The organism is Pseudomonas emilianonis (genome assembly GCF_023072625.1).
GTDB classification, from domain to species: Bacteria; Pseudomonadota; Gammaproteobacteria; order Pseudomonadales; family Pseudomonadaceae; genus Aquipseudomonas; species Aquipseudomonas paraveronii.
In genome coordinates this window covers 1-16398 of record NZ_JAKNRV010000091.1, presented here as the reverse complement: position 1 = coordinate 16398, position 16398 = coordinate 1, and the positions used below count along the sequence as shown (strand labels likewise).

Sequence of the window (16398 nt, the reverse complement as noted above, 5' to 3'; positions counted from 1 at the left end):
TATATAACTTCATACACCTGGCGCTTGCCCGAAGCCGACAGCGCACCGGCCGGCTCCGGTCAGAATGCGCTGGCCGTGGGCGCGGCCATTTCGCTGGCCAACCCGAAAAACATTGTGTACTGGGGTGCGCTGGGCAGTGCTCTATCGGGCATCGTCGGGGCCACGCCCAGCCATGCGCAGACGCTGATGTTTTTCGCCGGTTTCATGCTGGCTTCGGTGTTGTCGTGTTTTCTGACTGCCGCACTGGTGAATCTGTTGCGCAAGAACGCCTCGCCGACCTGGCAGCGCATCAGTTATGGGGCATGCGGTGTGGTCTTGATCTATCTCGCGGTTCTCGCGGCGCAAGGTGTATGAAGTTATATATGCCCGGTAACGTGTGATTACCGAAATCACCTGGAGATGTCTATGCGCTCGACCAACATGCTCGGCATTTTCTGCGCGCCGGCAAGGAACAGGACCTGATTCTGGTCAGCGTCTTCAATCCGCCACTGCGGGGTGATGAGCGACATAATCTCAATGACAGTTCGGGATCGGCTTACTGATGTTTCTTCAGACCGCTATGCCACGTCGCTTACACAAAGGAGCTCCCTATGCGTAAGGATTATCTCGCTTTTTTTATCTCGCTCTTTCTATCGAGGCTGGCGGATCAGATCCTGTTGTTTACTGTGCCGCTGGTGGTGTTCCAGACCACCAACAGCGCTTCATGGGCAGGGCTAGCGTTTTTCGTCGAATCGCTGCCGCGATTTCTCGCGTTCCTATTGTGCGGCGCCCTGTGCGACAAGTACTCGCCTATTAAGATCCTGCACATCAGTCAGGTCTACCGGGCATTGCTCTGTGTGCTGGGGGTGGTGCTCTACGGAGTCTTTGGTGGCATCGGTTGGGTAGTGGTGCTGTCGGCACTGTGCGGAGTGCTGACCACACAAGGCATCATGGCTCGCGAAGTGCTGATGCCGCATATCTTCCAGCACTACAGCTACACCAAGACGTTGTCCTACTCCCAGATCACCGACCAGGCGGGACTGGTCCTCGGGCCTCTGGTGGCGGCACTGATGCTTGAGGTTTGGGCTTGGCACTGGGTGGTGCTTTGGATCGCCGGATTGTTCCTGCTGGCAGACCTGAGCATGTTGGCGTGGCAACGTCTTGGCCGTATGACGCCGGACGTGTTCGAGCAGCATCAAGACATCTGGCTGCAGCCGTTGCGGATCGCTTTTGGGCATATCCGTAGCCTGGCGGAATTGAAAAAAATCATCATTCTGGCGGTAGGAGTCAACCTGATCGTTGGTGTCACCTTGGCAACTTCGGCGGCCATGGTGATCGGCCAGTACAGCGCCGGCAAGGATAGCTATGCAGGGCTTCAGGCGGCGGGTGCGGTGACAACAATCGTGATCCTGTTCCTTCTCGCTCGGGTGGTGCTGCCTCTGCGAGTCCTGGGCGGTGTCGGATATTCGATGATCGCAACGGGGGCATTCATCAGCGCCCTGAGTCCGAACTTGCTCGGCTATGGGTTGGGTTTCCTGCTGATCGTCGGCTTCGACAAAATGTTCAACGTCTACATACGCACTATCCGGCAGCGGGTGATACCGCCTCAGGACTTCGGCAAAACCGTTGGCGTCATCACGTTGCTGAACAACATGTCCCAGCCTCTGGCAGGTTTACTGGTGGCTTTGCTGGCGGCACCCTTGGGCACCCAGCAAGTCATTCTGATTTTGGCCGTGCTGACCAGCCTGCTTGGGGCATTTGCTGTGTGGTGGTTTGCAAAAGCGCGCGGCCCGTTCCCAACCTCGATTCTTGAGGCAGAACAAGAAGCCGGAAAATGAAAATGGGACTGAATCCACTTCCTTGGATTTGGATTGAAGCCAGTAACGAACGTGATGGGGTACGTTTCCGCCGCCCGGCACGTACCGTGCTTCACAAGGATTTCAACCAGGTGCGGGCTGATAAGATGGCGCCACTGCGCCGCCAATAGATAGAGAGAACGCCCATGAACCGTCTCGAACAGATTGCCCTGATGGCGACCTACAACCAGTGGATGAACCGCAAGATCTATGACGCGGCCGCCAAGCTGACGGAAGCAGAATTGCGGATGGATCGCCGTGCGTTTTTCGACTCGATCCTCGGCACGCTGAACCACCTGACACTGGGTGACACCGTGTGGCTCAAACGCTTTGCCCAGCACCCCGCCGGCCATTCGGCGCTGGCACCGTTAAGCGCGATTGCCGCCCCCACCGATCTCAAGCACCTGGCCTTCGCCAACCTGCACGAGCTGGCCTCCCACCGCGCCTGGCTGGATCAACTGATCATCGACTGGGCGCAGAGCCTGCGCGAGCCCGACCTCGACCTGCGCCTGCAATACCGCAACATGCGCGGCATCGCGGCGGACAAGCCGTTTTTCAGCTTGCTGATGCATTTTTTCAATCATCAGACCCATCACCGGGGCCAGGTGACAACGCTGCTGACCCAGGCGGGACACGATGTGGGCGATACCGACCTGCTCGCGCTGATCGACTGAACTCAGCGGGCGCTGAACTCGGCGTAGGCCTGCAACAAACGCGGAAAATCCTCCGGTGCGGGCAATTGTGCAAAGCGCTCGACTGCCGGCGTCGTAGCCCAGGGCAATTTCTCGCAGGTCCAGGTTTCCATGAAAGGCAGGTAATCCTTGGCGTTATCCAACAACGTCGCACGCACATTGACGAACTCATCTATGCCATGGGGGCGGGTAAACAGCCAGCTCATGCAATGCGGGCAAAAGTAATGGCGGTCCACGCCATGCATACCGCCGACCACGGGGCAACCCTGGGTCACGGTGAACGCACTGGCGGGAATCAGCGCACTTAGGGAGAACGCGCTGGCGGTCATCTTCTGACAACCGGTGCAATGGCAGGCCATGGTGATCACGGGGGCCTGGCTCACGCTGAAGCGCACTCGGTTACAACGGCAACTGCCTTCATGGGGCAGGTTTTCGACGCTCATCACTCACTCCTTTTTATGATTAGGCTTGAGGCAGGGTAACGTCGAGCGTTGCTGTTGAACAGCGCTCGGGGGCACAAACCGAACGCTGCGACCGGCGTGGGGTCGTAATTGAAGGTGTCGGGATTAATCGCAGCCCGCCCTCCCCGCGTGCATTGTGGGTCTACCGATGCGCGCACCCCCAAGAAGGAGACGCTTACATGGTCATTCACTTCAAGGTCGCCGGGCACTTAGCTTGCGGCCATCACGGCGACAACCTCCCCTCCAGCACTGAGCTGAAACGCGTCAAATGCCGTACCTGCCGCAACACTGAAGCCTACAAGGAAGCGCGACGCACCCAACGCAACGCTGCCCGCCGCGCTTCGCGCAAAGCCAAGACCCACACCTCCGGCGACTGGCGCAGCGCTTGGGCACAACGCCTGACCGACCTGCCTGGGTTGCAGCGTCTGCCGCGCGGCTTCAGTGGCCAGCCCTTCGTATAGGCCAAGATGCAGAAGCCCCGGTCGCGCCGGGGCTTGATTCTGCTGGACCAAGTACGAGTGCCCTGCACTCACTCAATCATCATTGGCCACCGACCTGCTTACTACTAAGCATCCACTCTGAAGTGCAGAGACGGCGTATCGGCGTACCTGTCAATTTTGAGGCCTGTTCCCCAGCCCTCGGAATCTTCGGTTTCTCCCTGGGTACCTATGTAGATCACTGATCTATCGAGCTTTTTCATCCCCCTCTTTGTACAACAAAGGCGACCTTCGACCTTGCGCCGAAGCGCCCGGATCTATATATTCCCAACCCTGCTGGACCGCGCTACCGCCCGAATGGCGAAACTGGTAGACGCATGGGACTTAAAATCCCCCGCTCGTAAGGGCGTGCCGGTTCGATTCCGGCTTCGGGCACCATCTCTTGTTCCACTGACGGCCAGCAATGTCCGTGGAGCCCTTTAAAACTCGCCTTCTGGCGAGTTTTTTCGTTTATAGCATTCCGTCGGTTTCCAAGTGATTCCCACATTTTTAAGGGAAAGCTTTGGGGTACAGGTCAGTTCGATAATTGGTAGTACCCTTATCTCGCGCACTACAACTCCACTTTCTGATGCGGCTTGTCGCACAGCCAAGCCGCGAGACCGCGCCTGTAAACTGTTCGATGGTGATGGTCTCTATCTCTTAGTGCAGGCCAACGGCCGGAAAGGTTGGCGCATGCGATATGTAAAACCTGATGGCAAGCAGGGCCTAACCTCTTTCGGCAATTATCCTGTGATCAGCCTGACGGATGCTCGGACCAAATGGTTAGAGGTCAAGAGAGTGCTGGTGCAAGGCATTGACCCTTACAAAACAAGCGCAAGGGGGTCAGTTTTCGGTCAGCGGCAACACCGAAGCGCCGCATATCGATATTCAAGCTGAACCTGCTTACTGGCTGGACTGGCATCGGTTGGTTGGTAGCGCTTTACAGGGCTTTAGTGTTTCCGGTTACAGACAAATGAGTTTGCACCGGGCTTCTTGTATCTGCCCTTCGTCGTGCAACCATTGAGCTGGCTTTCTGCTTTTGCGACATCCTTTTCACCTGGCATTTACAGGACAGAGTGCAAAGTCGCGCTACTCCTTTGAAGAATTCCCTTTAGGCCCGCCCACAAGCGGGCTTTTTTTTGCCTGCTGCTAAGGTAATCCCCCCTGAAAAAAATACTCACCAGAAGTAGAATTTTCTCCTAATCGGATCAAGGAAATTTTGCGTGAAGAGATCACGTTTTTCAGACAGCCAAATCATGGCCATTCTCAAGCAAGCCGAGGCTGGAAGCCCGGTGCCAGAGCTATGTCGCGAGCACGGTATCAGCTCGGCCACCTTCTATAAGTGGCGCACCAAGTTCGGCGGCATGGACGCATCGCTGATGGCTCGGTTACGCGAGTTGGAGGATGAGAACCGGCGTCTAAAAAAAATGTACGCCGAAGAGCGGCTCAAAGCCGAAATCATCCAGGAGGCCATGGCAAAAAAGTGGTGAAGCCATCGCGGCGACGAGAGATGGCGCAGGAAGCGGTTCGTTCAGGTCGATGCAGTATCAAGCTCGCGTGCCTGGCCTTCGGGGTCAGCATCACGTGCTATCGCTATCAATCGCGCCTATCGCCTGAAAACGCCGAGATCGCCGATCACCTGATCCGACTCACGCATAACCAGCGCAATTGGGGGTTTGGCTTGTGTTTTCTGTACCTGCGCAACGTGAAGGGCTATGGCTGGAACCATAAACGGGTGTATCGGATCTACCGCGAGCTGGAACTGAATCTGCGGATCAAACCGCGTAAGCGCATCGTGCGCGAGAAGCCTGAACCGCTGGCCGTTCCGCAGGCAGCCAACCAGTGTTGGTCGATGGATTTCATGCACGATCAGTTAGCTGATGGACGCGGCTTTCGGGTTTTTAATCTGATTGACGACTTCAACCGCGAAGCCCTGGGCATGGAGATTGATTTATCGCTACCGGCTGAGCGCGTGGTGCGTGCGCTGGATCAGGTCATTGAATGGCGTGGTAAACCGCAGGCGATCCGCAGCGATAACGGCCCAGAATTCATCAGTGCCAAGCTCGCTGAGTGGGCGAAGAAACGAGGCATCCGCTTGGACTTTATTCAACCGGGTAATCCACAGCAGAATGCCTACGTTGAACGTTATAACCGGACTGTGCGCTATGACTGGCTGGGACATTACTTGTTTGAGTCGATAGCCGAAGTTCAGGACTATGGTACGAACTGGATCTGGACATACAATCACGAGCGCCCGAATATGGCCCTCGGCGGCATTACCCCAAAACAGAAGTTGGCCCTGGTGGCCTGAGGTCTACTTCTGGTGAGTTTTAGGAATGGGGGGATTACCCTAAGCTTTCGATACTCTTTAGCATTAGCGGAGACCAGGCAATGCTCTCCCCCAAATACTCCCTCGCCCGAGTCAACAGATAACCCGGCCCAGCTCCCGGCTTCTGGTTTCTGCCAGAAGCCGTATTTCTTATTCCACGTTGTTTGCAAGAAATTCGCCCGCCTTACGAACAAGCTTCCTCCATTCATCCTCATTGATGAGACCGGCTTTCTTCATGCGGTCGGCCTCACCAAGTAACTTGAAATATTTGTCCTCAACGTCCTGTTCGTTTACAACCTGGTACAGAAGGTCCCTCCAGGCTTTTACCGCTGAACGACGCATTACAGATCACCTGATCATGTCCGAGGAATGGAACCAGAGGTTTCAAGAAACGTTCAACGACGCCACGTTCGACCAGCGCACACATGGCATTATGCCATCGCTCGTTCAGATTAGAGATCATTCAGAGACGCGACGTCACTCGTTTAGAGAATTTTCATCTCAGGTGCATGCCACCGATCGTGATCTGCAGAGGCTGCGCTGATGGAGTTGACGCCGCTCGTCGAAAGCCAGGCCATACGGATGCCGGCCAGAACGCCCCAGGCGCCCTTGAGGTGATCGGGGAGAACGCCGGTGGTTCCCTGTTCACTCCACTGAGGAACATTGACGCCGAACTCAGACCAGATGCCCTCCCGCCCTAAAAAACGACGTTAACCAGTTCGCCTTTGGTTTTTCTAGCGCAAGGCTAATAACTCGCCCACAAATACAGCATTCACACGTTAATGTTTAAGTACCGCAACATTAATTTTAATGAATGTTTTTTTGCGCCTAACCGCTTGAGTCTTTGATATAGATCCCATGCCTCCGCGCCCGCCGACCTTTCCTCTATTCCAGTTGAGAAGCATCCCGTTTTGACTCACTAACTTTGCAGCAAAGCCGAAAGCTTAGTTACGCGAAACATTAGCAGTTACATCATTCTAGCCAACCCTAAAATTAGTACTTACGCACTTTTTAGAACGCATGACTCCTTGCTTTAATTGAGACACACCCCTTACCCTTCACGCCCGATAAAAAGCTCAGCTATTACTGAGTACTGTCCTTGCTCGCAGCGCGAGACGAGTATCAATTTCAATTAGAGAAACAAATATGAATCATGAACAAATAGCTGAAGACTCTGAAGACGAGGGATATAGTCAAGCCGCCCGCGCATCGGCAGCCTCCCGATGCACATGGATGAGCGTCATCGTCAATATCGCGCTCTCACTCATACAAATTGCAGTAGGCGTGATGTCAAAATCCCAGGGGCTTGTAGCCGATGGTATTCACTCGCTATCAGACTTGATCGCTGATTTCGTAGTGCTATTCGCCAGCCACAAAAGCAAAGAAGATGCTGACGAAGGTCATCCTTATGGGCATCTGCGTTTCGAGACCGCCGCATCCATGGTATTGGGAATACTATTGTTGATCGTGGGCGTCGGCATGATCGGATCTGCGGTGTTCAAACTTCAAACCCCTGAGTCGATTCCAACGGTACACGTTGCCGCCTTGTGGGTTGCCATTGCAGCGCTGGTAGCCAAGGAGCTGTTATTTCGCTTTATGCTGAGGGTCGCCAAAAAAGTTAAGTCTAGTTTGTTGGTTGCCAATGCCTGGCACGCAAGATCCGACGCCGCGTCCTCCTTGGTTGTCGGCATAGGCATCGTTGGTAATCTGGCGGGCTACCCGATTCTTGACCCCATTGCTGCGCTTGTTGTCGGAGGCATGATCGCCAAGATGGGTTGGAGCTTCACTTGGGATTCATTACACGACCTGATGGACCGTTCTGCCGATGAGCAGGAAGTAGAAACTATTCGCAACACGCTCCAAAACATACCTGGAATTAAAGGTGTGCATGATCTACGAACTCGAAAAATGGGTGACATGATCATCGTCGATGCTCATATCGAAGTGGATGCCTCAATTACCGTTGCGCAAGGTCATGCTATTGCAGTTTCAGCAAGGGAAGAGGTGATGCGGATACATCGCGTTTTGAATCTTATGACGCACGTAGATCCCTGGCGCCGCCCTGACCTTGATCATTAACCCGGCGCGGCGCCTGTAGCACGACACGCCAAGATAGATAGTGCAAATGCAACTCGCAAACCATCACAAAATTATCACACATTTTTCACGTACAGCTTGAGCGCTAGCGTGCGAAACCAAACTTAAGACTAGGAAACGCTCTCAATTATTTTTATTCATGAGACGTTTAACTAAAGCGTCTAAACTTTTAAACAATATGCCGATAGTATTAACTCAAACTACCAACGCTTAAGGGGATTCACATGACATCGGCAATTACTGGTTCAACACACATCACGCAACCGCAACCTGCAGCAATCAAACCCCAAGTTCGGCCAGCCGTGCAGGCAGACAGCGACGGCGATCATGACGGTAGCACTCCGGGCGAAGTCGAACAGACCAAAGCGACCTCGGGATCAATAGGCACGCGAGTCAACACGACGGCGTAACGCTCAGCAGACATAGAAGGGGGAACCAACCCCCTCTGCGTCTTTGAGGGATTTCCATTAGGCCCGTGCGCGGGCCGTTTAGTTGGCCACTGCTACGCTTTCTAGACCCTCAAATGGACCTAATGGCTGGACTAATCACGGGCCCCTCGATGCGATGTCATAAATTAGAGGATTGCCAAGTTGCTCATATCCGAGCAGATCGCCGCAATGACAGTCACAGTGACTCGCCATGAGTGCACCGAGCTTGCGATCCGGTCGTTTGTCCATAAAAACCTGTCATTTTTATGGAACTGCAATACAGTTTTGAGACCAACATTCGACGTGACCTGGCCAACATAAGGCGCGCCTAACAGCGCCCGATATACTAGGAACATCAAAGCGAAATGTGCAGCAAAAACCCCAGAATCCAATGACCTCAGCCTGAAATAAAGCTATACCTAGATAGCTACCAATAAGGAGATCATCATGCTGTGGCTGAAGCTATTTTTCGTCACGCCCTCTAAATTCCGCAGCTTCGTCAAAGTTGATCAAAACGGCGCCTGCTCGGCGCTCATTCGATGCCAACAATCGCCTGCGGATACATGGGTGGAAGTGGATGAATTCTGCGTAAGTTGGCTCGGCAAGCCGTTACCTGGCCATGCCTGCAAAGCGAGTCTTGCGGGAGTGAGTTTGCTATCAAAACGGCAGCCCTCTCCATAGACTGTACCAGGGAGGTCGGCAGCTACCGTTATCAAGCAATCGGCTTGAGAGACGCATTAAAAAGTGCGAGATGATATCTGCCCACAATAATCGATCAAATAGAACTATGCTGAAATCTCAGATTCTCATGAAGGACTTGCATATAAGAAGCGCCAAAAACAGCACCCAGCAAACAACCAGTAGTGCCGTAACCGCAGTCCATCTAAGTCCCATGATCAAAATCCTTTTTTTGACTATTTCTTCTATCACGCAAAGCAAAAAAATTTGGGCAATCCCTATTTCCTCAGATGCTATTGCGCCAGGGCGAACCAGCTAAGATCGTCGAGTGTTTCAAGCTCCACGCTGCGGTGGGCAACGCCTGGAACAAAGGATCAGATATCATTCGCACTATCACGTATAGATCCCGAGAAAAACAGCATGACACCGGCGAAAGAGCTTACCCCTGTCGAGCATGAGCAAAACTAGTTAAAGCGCCACCCTTATACATAAAAAATCAGTTTTGTATGTAAGATTAATGGCCACTCGTCCAAACCCACCAAAATTACTTTAATTAAGTATCCTTATGGATGCATCTTTGCCATTCAAAGCGCCCGGCAAGCACTCATACGAATGACCATGAGCGCTAGAAATAATATCGCGGCGCACGCGCATCAAAATCCTAGCAATATTACGTGCTCAAATTTAAGTTCTGCCTCATCCTGTACCTGAACAGCGTAGTGTTTTCGACTGCACGAGGCATGGCCCCTTCAGGGATTTAACAGATGACGCTGAATGAAATCGTCTTATGTGCGAAGCTTAGTGCAGAAGAGCGAGCGGTAATTGCTGAGATTGAGGCAACAACTTGTATTTTGAAGCTCGTCGCACGACTGACTCAAATGCGTTTTGCGGGTATCGCAAAATTCACAGAGACAGAGTGGATCGTGAGTGCAGCTTACGATCCAAACCAGCTAGGTATAAGCCCGGGGGATGTTTGGGAATTAGAAGCCACACTGTGCAGCGAGCTTCGCCGGAATCCTAGAGCATTATTTGTTCCTCAAATCAGTCAAGATGTTAGGTACTCTGCACGTGCAGTTGTGAAGAAATATGCGATAGAAAGCTACGCCGGCGTCGCTATATTCCTTCCTGACGGGCGACTCTACGGAGCGTTATGTGCACTGGACTCACGACCCATGTTGTTTGACGAACCGGGCCTCGAAGAAACGTTGACCTTGTTTGCCTGGTTAATTGGCTGCATTTTCTCCACCCATCTAAGTCCCGATGGAAACTAAGCACTCAGTACGCGCTGTCGCTACAATTTCTGATGCCCGTTCGATTCCGGCTTTGGCACAATAGATATCAAGCGCTTGCCAGGGAAACCTGATGCACGCCCTTATTTTTTCTGCACCGCCATTTCTGACCTCCCCAGCCACGGCGTCCTGCCGACCAACCCCATGCTTTTCTCCCGGCACTAAACAACCGCACGTTCGCGTCACCTGCCGGCAGGAGCAAAGCCCGGACGTCTTTGGCAGGGATGTCTCCCTGGCGCAACGCTGCATTATTACTTTTTCAACAACAATCATTTCCAGTCTTTGGGATTTATCAAAATCGCCATCGGCATAAACTAGACCCAGCTTCCAAACAAAGCCACGACGCGCCAATCCTCAGGGTCCAAGCAAACCACCCTCCCGCGCCTCGTAAAGCCTTCGGCCATATCTAATCCGACTGAAGACGTAAATCGTTTGCATCGTTGGGACACTGAAAAAATGAAACTGTTTAAAATGTTGATTGCTGCTTCTTTTGTAATGCTGGGCAGCCAGATGGCGTTTGCCGATCAAGCGGCCGTTGAGCAGTACAGCTACAGCTCGCACCTCGACATCGCCAAAGTGATTCACATCGACTCCGTCCCTGACAATGTCTGTGCCGTAGTCCCTGTCCAGATGACTTACCTGGACCACCAAGGCCATGAACACGTCATGCAATACAGTGTGATGGGTAACGGTTGCTCCAACGGCTAACGGAGTCCCAACAAAGTCTGCCTGATGGCAGGTTTGTTAACACGCCCCACTGGGGCAAGCTGGGGGAAGTTCCCAGCATCATTTCCGCCCCCCTGCATGGGTGATGCAGGCTGACCCCGCCCAGTGCGGGGTTTTTTGCGGCCCAACAAAACCAAACCACTCCAAATGAATGGCAAATAATGAAACGGCTCTGCTCGATCAAAAGGCCTGGAACACGTCCAGGCCTTTTCGAGTCGAGCAGCACTCGGTTGCTTGCTGTCAGTCTGATTGATCGGGTGTGACGTTGTCCTGGGGTTGAGCCAACGGATCCAAGGTACGCTCGCCCGTATCCTCCCGCGTTATGCCTCTATTCGACATGACCGTTTCCAGGTTCTTTACATGTATCGCTTTGTTCCACCGGACTGAGCTTACATCGTACCTAGCCGCCAGGGCTTTAACCTGTGCCAAACAAACTAAGGGGAGAGTCTCTTCATGGCTGACGCCCTCCGCAATAATGGCAACTTTCCACGCATCAACCTCCATCATGTGTTTGGCCCTGACTCTTCTGACGTTTTTGTGGCCACGCTTAATGTAATGTATCTCGTAATCAGTCTGCATAATCACCTGGCATTACCCTTTGATTATCACGCTTACGTTAAATACCCTGCGAAAGCGGCAGTCAGCTTTTGAAGTGACAATCAAGCCAGTGGTCCAGCTCAGAGGAGGAATGGCGCTCGCGCGCAGGAACGCGAGCCAGGCTTTCCGCGACCCTGAGCCTATTTTCAGGCGTCGTGTCATAGCCCCTGGTTATTAAGAAGATCTCAATATACTCGGATGTACTAATGACTTTGTTATCAGTCACGAGCACCGCTTTCACGCTGGCTTTTCCGTGCAACTCGTTTGGATATGTATATTCCAATGGGATCACCTATTTTAAGAGGGAGACTATTTTCCCTACTTTTAATATGGCCCCGTTTTTGTAGACTGACTCAAAAGTCAGCTATTTTATTTTTTAATGGCGTTGCATTTATATGTCAAAAATGTAGCGCTCTTTATATGGCCCTTTAGCATTCAAAAAACAGCAAACCCACGTGTCGACAGCCAGGTAGTGCGATGTACCGAATCAACTTCGGTTTATTGAAACACTCCCCGGCATCCGGCACACTCCGGGGCTCTTGGAAAAAGGAATTTACCAATACCATTCTCATTGGAAGAACGAACTGCGTTGCTCGCACTCAAGGACGTAGGCCCCACAGTGATTACCCGGCTTGAACAGATGGGCATCGAATCGCTGGACGCTCTCAGCCAATCACACGTGGCAGACATCCTGGCCCAGGCCTCTGCGGCATTAGGCTCGACATGCTGGAAGAACAGCCCTCAAGTCCGCGCCGCAATCACTGCGGCCGTGGCGCTTGCGAGAAACGAGCGCGCACGCAACCCTCACGGGTAAGCGCGTTCAATCGCCTCCCGCAGGGGCTGCTTGTTGACTGCCTGGCGGATCTAGCGTGGTTTCATTGCAGACAGCACGATTGATTCGACGAGACGCCGAACGGCGACGCACGTCTGCTCGTTTGGCGTATTCCTCTCGTTGTAGAGCGCCGGGCCGCTGTCACTCTCCCAGACATCGCCATCCTTCAGAATCCGAAACGCCCAGATTTCCGGCCAGGCGTCTCTTCCCTGCTCGTCCAGCGTGTGCTTGCGAAGCACCACACGACCAAAGGTGCCGCTGCCCTCATTGGCATAGAGCAGATTCGCTCTGACCAAACCGAAGTGGCCTTCAACCTGGAAGTAACCCTCTGGCGGAACGGAAAAGCTCACGCCAAAACGGCTGTGCGTAGACGCGAAGAGTTCAGAAAGACGTGCTCGCAACCCTTCGGTGTACTGCGCAACCTCCTCGATATCCTGGACGACATGACCGATACCGTTCAGCGACTCTTCAGCATATGCATCAAACAACATGGTCAGGTTCCTCTTATGGCTGGATTAGCGTCGTGCCGGGTTGCCCTCAACCCGCGTGGCAACCTGCACCGAACCAGTTTGACGTGTCGGTGGCGGTCATCACTTGATCTGCGCTAAAGCATCGGCGAACTGCTGACTACCCGCAACGCCAGCCCTTCATACGCGTCCAGCGTAATGGTGAATTCCCCTTCGGCTGTCAGGTCGCCCTCGACCCGTTCATTGATGATGTCCACCACCGGTCCCGGCGCGATATTGGGCAGGTGCAGGGTTTCGGTGAGCGGCGTGCTAGCGAAGTTCAGCGCGGTGATTTGCGTGCCTTTGCCGGCCGGCAGTTCGTGGACCATGATCAGCAAGCCAGGATGTTCGACGTCCGGCACCAGGATTTGGCGACTGGCGGCGATGTCATAGGCACGGCGCACGGCGAGGATTTTCTGCAATTGGGAGGCAAACGAGTCGGGGTCCTGCAATTGGCTGTTGAGGCTGCCGTACAGGCTTTTCGAACGTGGCATCTGCCCGGCGGATAGTTCGGCCTGCGGGTTCAGGTCCACCAGGTCGTAGGCACCCCGGTGAATCCAGCGGGTATCGCCATCGGCCATCAGGTGCGCGACCTCATCCGCCGCCAACGGCAATGCACCGACCAGGTCCCAGCCGGACAAGGCGAACACGCCGGGCTGCATGGCGTTGTACATCACCAAGAGCAAATGGATCTGGCGAATCTGCTCGATATCAGCCGGCGTGATCGCCTCCAGGTCACGAATGCCGAGGGCTGCCGTGATGATGCTGGCGGTGGTGCAGGACACACCATTGGTGACGAACTTGAGGTTATACGGTGCATGTTCGCCGGCCAGGCGCTCGTACATCTGCTCACGGATATGCTCGCGCAGGATGTTGCCGGGAAAGGTCTGCCCCTGGTAGAGGAAGCTGTCATGCGCATGCAAGGTCCAGAAATGCACGAGTTCCAGGGTCAGTTCATCATGGTTTTGCAAGGCGTGGATCAGCGAGCCGGGGTCGATGCCGAGGCTGTGCATCTGGCGCAGCATCAAGCGCAGGAACTCGGTATCGCCCATCAGCAACGCATGCTGGTACGCCGGCCGGGTGATGAAGTCGTAGGAGAGATCAGCACCGCCGTGGGACATCGAGGCGATATCGTCCACGGTCAGGTTCAGTTCCTGGAAGCTGAAACCGCCGGCCTTGCGAATCGCGCCGCCGAGCAATTGATTACCGGTGATCGACAGCGGATGGCTTTCCGACCAGGCCGTGCCGTCGAGCTTGCGCTCGACACCGAGAAAACCGTTGGCGTCCAGGCGCAGGATCTTCGCGCCCATGACATCGATCGCGTGCAGCGCATCGCCAATGATCATCTGCTGCGCGGCAAAGGATGGATCGAGCCAGTTGAGCGACGGTTGGCCCTCCTTGAAGTAATGCAGGTAGACCCAGCGCCGCGGCTTGCCATCGACGCCCAAGACCACGGGCGTGGTGCTCCAGTCGGTTTCCTTCACGCCAGGCTCGAAGAAAATCACCCGCTGCAACTGACCGACGATGTAGTGTTTATCGCGCAGCGCATCCACTTGCAGCGGGCTGAGGTTCTGCGCATCGCGCCCGTCTGCGACCTCCGGCAGCAACGGCCAGTCTTCCTCGCGGATTTCCACCATATGGTAGAGCCCCGGGTAGTCCTCGTAAGCCATCTCGGCCAGGCGGAAATCCGCGCCCTTGCCTGTGTGCGACGGGATCACATCGTCGATGATCACCGCGTTGTGGGCAGCCGCCATGCGCGTCAACGCCTGCAACTGCGCCTCGGTGCCCAACTGCGGGTCGATGTCGAAGCTGATGCGGTCGAAATTGCCATCGATGGTCGGCGTGTGTTCCGTCCCGGCCAGGCCGCCGGACTTTTTCAGCGGGCCGTTGTGAATGCCCTGGATACCGATCTTCGACAAGGCATGCCACAGGCTTTCATCGCCCAGCGCCTCCAGCACCGTGCCATTTTCACGCGTGACAATCGACGCCGGGTACGCGGTAAACCACACCGACGACAAGGCTGACGCATCACGCGGCCGGGTGTGCGCATACGGCTGTTGCCACATGCGGCCTTGCCCCGAGTAGAGCTTGGCCCGTTGACGCGCCGCGTGCAGCATCGACTGTTGCACCAGCCAGTTCACATGATCGTTGTCCGCCGCCGTCATAAGCCCATTACCTGTCGTCGTGAAAAGGTTACTCGTAAGCATAGGAGCGGCGACCGGGGCTATTCGTTGCATCGCAATGCCAGCGACTAGCCCAACTGGCGGTACTGCCTGGGTGTAAACCCCGTCGACGCCTTGAACTGGCGGGTAAACGCACTGTGGTCGGTATAACCGCACTGCAGCGCCACGTCGGTGATCGGCAGGTCGCCGTGCAGCAAGCGGTGAGCCTGTTCCAGGCGCGCTTTCTGGATCATCTGTCGCGGCGTCAGGTGGAACACGCGCTTGCAGTAACGCTCCAGTTGCGCCACGGAAATCCCGGCGATCCGTGTCAGTTCACCCACGGTCACGCGCCGATTGAAGTGCGTGCGAATGTGCTCGTCCACAGCGGCCAGGCGTTGGTAGGCCGGGTGGGTTTGGCTGGCTGATTGCAGGTCGACCGAGATCCCGGCCAGGCCGATGATCTGGTCGACATGGTTGTACAGCGGCCACTTGTGGGTCAGGCACCAGCCCGGTTCGCGGCTGCCATACAGATGCAATTCGAGCTGATCCGCCAGGACAAACCCCTGCTGCAGCACCCGCCGATCCTGTTCGGTATAACCCGGCCCCAGTTGCGCGGGGAACACCTCGGCGCTGGTTTTGCCCAGCAGCGGTTCTAGTTGCTTGAGCCCGCAACGTTGCACCAAGGTGCGGTTGGCGAGCACATAACGGGCGTCGATATCCTTGATGAAGATCGCCGCATTGGGGATCACATCCAGCATCGGCAACAGTTGCATGACGCCGGCCAACAACTGCTCGATGCTCTGCGGGCGATTCGCCCCACTCCCTTGGCACAGGGCTGCAAACGCGCTCTGCAACATCACTTCGGCCCTCCACTTTGCGCCTCGACGCCCAGCAGATTGCCGCATGCACAGGACGCTGTCGAGCGCGGAAAACTGTGCTGAATTCGTCATCCGACACAGCGCAAAACATCAATCGCCAGCAACGCCGATGCGTTCACGATAGCGCCACTGCCTGCCTATCCCGTCACTCACAGGAAGGCGCCCGCTGCGCCCGGCTCAGCCCTGAATGGAGCGCGTCATGAAACGACTGCACGTCATCGACTCTCACACCGGCGGCGAACCCACGCGCCTGGTGATGGATGGATTCCCCGCGCTGAGCGGCACCAGCATCGCCGCGCAACTCGACAGCCTGCGCACCCACCACGACCAGTGAACAACAACCTGCTGCCGCAGATCAAAGCAGCCGGCCTGAAAGTCTCCGGCCGCTCGGGCGATGGCAAACTGGTCGAAG

Annotated in this window: 18 protein-coding genes, 1 tRNA gene and 3 pseudogenes; 17 read left to right on the top strand and 5 right to left on the bottom strand. The window is 55.0% G+C overall.

The annotated features are described in order from the left end of the window. From L9Z73_RS12135 to L9Z73_RS12120, 4 genes are all read left to right on the top strand, one after another. On the top strand, positions 1–354 hold a 354-nt coding region (locus L9Z73_RS12135), incomplete at its 5' end, for a LysE family transporter (protein ID WP_247400664.1). An 80-nt stretch (positions 355–434) separates the two neighbouring features. Then, a complete protein-coding gene (locus tag L9Z73_RS12130) occupies positions 435–542 on the top strand; it encodes a hypothetical protein (protein ID WP_247400681.1) in 108 nt (35 codons plus the stop codon). A 48-nt stretch (positions 543–590) separates the two neighbouring features. Beyond that, complete coding sequence (locus L9Z73_RS12125; RefSeq protein ID WP_247400663.1) at positions 591–1817, top strand: MFS transporter; 1227 nt, start codon at positions 591–593, stop codon at positions 1815–1817. 164 nt (positions 1818–1981) lie between these two features. Next, complete coding sequence (locus L9Z73_RS12120; protein ID WP_247400662.1) at positions 1982–2509, top strand: DinB family protein; 528 nt, start codon at positions 1982–1984, stop codon at positions 2507–2509. Between the two features lie 2 nt (positions 2510–2511). Here the strand turns inward: L9Z73_RS12120 and L9Z73_RS12115 are convergent, their stop codons facing one another. After that, positions 2512–2970, bottom strand: coding sequence for a GFA family protein (locus L9Z73_RS12115; RefSeq protein ID WP_247400661.1), 459 nt, complete (start codon positions 2968–2970; stop codon positions 2512–2514). 197 nt (positions 2971–3167) lie between these two features. Between L9Z73_RS12115 and L9Z73_RS12110 the strand changes: the two genes are divergently transcribed. The 5 genes and pseudogenes from L9Z73_RS12110 (at position 3168) to L9Z73_RS12095 (ending at position 5775) form a co-directional block, all read left to right on the top strand. Next, positions 3168–3449 carry a hypothetical protein gene (locus L9Z73_RS12110; protein ID WP_247400659.1) on the top strand — a complete coding sequence of 94 codons (282 nt, stop codon included), beginning with the start codon at positions 3168–3170 and terminating at the stop codon, positions 3447–3449. A gap of 327 nt (positions 3450–3776) precedes the next feature. Further along, positions 3777–3863: transfer RNA gene (locus L9Z73_RS12105), tRNA-Leu, on the top strand. 162 nt (positions 3864–4025) lie between these two features. Then, positions 4026–4295, top strand: a pseudogene (locus L9Z73_RS12100) (integrase arm-type DNA-binding domain-containing protein); the annotation flags it as partial. Positions 4296–4342: 47 nt separating this feature from the next. After that, a complete protein-coding gene (locus L9Z73_RS31455; RefSeq protein WP_430624282.1) occupies positions 4343–4441 on the top strand; it encodes a superinfection immunity protein in 99 nt (32 codons plus the stop codon). Between the two features lie 246 nt (positions 4442–4687). Beyond that, positions 4688–5775, top strand: a protein-coding gene (locus tag L9Z73_RS12095) for an IS3 family transposase (RefSeq protein WP_247400657.1) whose coding sequence is annotated in 2 segments (ribosomal slippage) — positions 4688–4940 and positions 4940–5775 — 1089 coding nt in all. Because the reading frame shifts where the segments join, the coding sequence is not laid out codon by codon here. 168 nt (positions 5776–5943) lie between these two features. Here the strand turns inward: L9Z73_RS12095 and L9Z73_RS12090 are convergent. Further along, positions 5944–6135 carry a hypothetical protein gene (locus tag L9Z73_RS12090; RefSeq protein ID WP_247400656.1) on the bottom strand — a complete coding sequence of 64 codons (192 nt, stop codon included), beginning with the start codon at positions 6133–6135 and terminating at the stop codon, positions 5944–5946. Positions 6136–6939: 804 nt separating this feature from the next. Here L9Z73_RS12090 and L9Z73_RS12085 point away from each other — a divergent pair. The 6 genes from L9Z73_RS12085 (at position 6940) to L9Z73_RS12060 (ending at position 12422) form a co-directional block, all read left to right on the top strand. Next, on the top strand, positions 6940–7872 hold the full coding sequence (locus tag L9Z73_RS12085) for a cation diffusion facilitator family transporter (RefSeq protein WP_247400654.1): 933 nt from the start codon (positions 6940–6942) through the stop codon (positions 7870–7872). A gap of 893 nt (positions 7873–8765) precedes the next feature. Then, positions 8766–8999 carry a hypothetical protein gene (locus L9Z73_RS12080; RefSeq protein WP_247400644.1) on the top strand — a complete coding sequence of 78 codons (234 nt, stop codon included), beginning with the start codon at positions 8766–8768 and terminating at the stop codon, positions 8997–8999. A gap of 761 nt (positions 9000–9760) precedes the next feature. Continuing rightward, positions 9761–10267: a GAF domain-containing protein gene (locus tag L9Z73_RS12075; protein WP_247400642.1), complete on the top strand. Its 507-nt coding sequence runs from the start codon at positions 9761–9763 to the stop codon at positions 10265–10267. A gap of 474 nt (positions 10268–10741) precedes the next feature. Beyond that, positions 10742–10993, top strand: coding sequence for a DUF2790 domain-containing protein (locus tag L9Z73_RS12070; protein ID WP_425262631.1), 252 nt, complete (start codon positions 10742–10744; stop codon positions 10991–10993). Positions 10994–11464: 471 nt separating this feature from the next. Next, positions 11465–11662 carry a hypothetical protein gene (locus tag L9Z73_RS12065; protein WP_247400640.1) on the top strand — a complete coding sequence of 66 codons (198 nt, stop codon included), beginning with the start codon at positions 11465–11467 and terminating at the stop codon, positions 11660–11662. Between the two features lie 505 nt (positions 11663–12167). Next, positions 12168–12422 (top strand): helix-hairpin-helix domain-containing protein, encoded by a 255-nt coding sequence (locus tag L9Z73_RS12060; protein ID WP_247400676.1) that lies wholly within the window; start codon positions 12168–12170, stop codon positions 12420–12422. A 50-nt stretch (positions 12423–12472) separates the two neighbouring features. Here the strand turns inward: L9Z73_RS12060 and L9Z73_RS12055 are convergent, their stop codons facing one another. The 3 genes from L9Z73_RS12055 to L9Z73_RS12045 all read right to left on the bottom strand — a co-directional run bounded on the left by L9Z73_RS12055 (position 12473) and on the right by L9Z73_RS12045 (position 15965). Next, positions 12473–12931: a hypothetical protein gene (locus tag L9Z73_RS12055; protein WP_247400638.1), complete on the bottom strand. Its 459-nt coding sequence runs from the start codon at positions 12929–12931 to the stop codon at positions 12473–12475. A 113-nt stretch (positions 12932–13044) separates the two neighbouring features. Beyond that, positions 13045–15111, bottom strand: coding sequence for a maltose alpha-D-glucosyltransferase (gene treS / locus L9Z73_RS12050; RefSeq protein WP_247400636.1), 2067 nt, complete (start codon positions 15109–15111; stop codon positions 13045–13047). Positions 15112–15197: 86 nt separating this feature from the next. Further along, positions 15198–15965 carry an AraC family transcriptional regulator gene (locus tag L9Z73_RS12045; RefSeq protein ID WP_247400666.1) on the bottom strand — a complete coding sequence of 256 codons (768 nt, stop codon included), beginning with the start codon at positions 15963–15965 and terminating at the stop codon, positions 15198–15200. Positions 15966–16185: 220 nt separating this feature from the next. Between L9Z73_RS12045 and L9Z73_RS12040 the strand changes: the two are divergent. Together L9Z73_RS12040 and L9Z73_RS31450 are read left to right on the top strand one after the other, a co-directional pair. Next, positions 16186–16317 (top strand): annotated as a pseudogene (locus tag L9Z73_RS12040) (proline racemase family protein); the annotation flags it as partial. Continuing rightward, a pseudogene (locus L9Z73_RS31450) lies at positions 16263–16398 on the top strand (hypothetical protein); the annotation flags it as partial. The pseudogenes L9Z73_RS12040 and L9Z73_RS31450, both read left to right, overlap by 55 nt.

What these genes read in the sequence shown, in the direction of transcription:
- L9Z73_RS12125 (WP_247400663.1), top strand. Translation starts at nt 591, where the DNA reads ATGCGTAAGGATTATCTCGCTTTTTTTATCTCGCTCTTTCTATCGAGG.
- L9Z73_RS12045 (WP_247400666.1), bottom strand. Translation starts at nt 15,965, where the DNA reads ATGTTGCAGAGCGCGTTTGCAGCCCTGTGCCAAGGGAGTGGGGCGAAT.
- L9Z73_RS12120 (WP_247400662.1), top strand. Translation starts at nt 1,982, where the DNA reads ATGAACCGTCTCGAACAGATTGCCCTGATGGCGACCTACAACCAGTGG.
- treS (WP_247400636.1), bottom strand. Translation starts at nt 15,111, where the DNA reads ATGACGGCGGCGGACAACGATCATGTGAACTGGCTGGTGCAACAGTCG.
- L9Z73_RS12085 (WP_247400654.1), top strand. Translation starts at nt 6,940, where the DNA reads ATGAATCATGAACAAATAGCTGAAGACTCTGAAGACGAGGGATATAGT.
- L9Z73_RS12070 (WP_425262631.1), top strand. Translation starts at nt 10,742, where the DNA reads ATGAAACTGTTTAAAATGTTGATTGCTGCTTCTTTTGTAATGCTGGGC.
- L9Z73_RS12055 (WP_247400638.1), bottom strand. Translation starts at nt 12,931, where the DNA reads ATGTTGTTTGATGCATATGCTGAAGAGTCGCTGAACGGTATCGGTCAT.
- L9Z73_RS12090 (WP_247400656.1), bottom strand. Translation starts at nt 6,135, where the DNA reads ATGCGTCGTTCAGCGGTAAAAGCCTGGAGGGACCTTCTGTACCAGGTT.
- L9Z73_RS12115 (WP_247400661.1), bottom strand. Translation starts at nt 2,970, where the DNA reads ATGAGCGTCGAAAACCTGCCCCATGAAGGCAGTTGCCGTTGTAACCGA.
- L9Z73_RS12110 (WP_247400659.1), top strand. Translation starts at nt 3,168, where the DNA reads ATGGTCATTCACTTCAAGGTCGCCGGGCACTTAGCTTGCGGCCATCAC.
- L9Z73_RS12065 (WP_247400640.1), top strand. Translation starts at nt 11,465, where the DNA reads ATGGCTGACGCCCTCCGCAATAATGGCAACTTTCCACGCATCAACCTC.
- L9Z73_RS12080 (WP_247400644.1), top strand. Translation starts at nt 8,766, where the DNA reads ATGCTGTGGCTGAAGCTATTTTTCGTCACGCCCTCTAAATTCCGCAGC.
- L9Z73_RS12075 (WP_247400642.1), top strand. Translation starts at nt 9,761, where the DNA reads ATGACGCTGAATGAAATCGTCTTATGTGCGAAGCTTAGTGCAGAAGAG.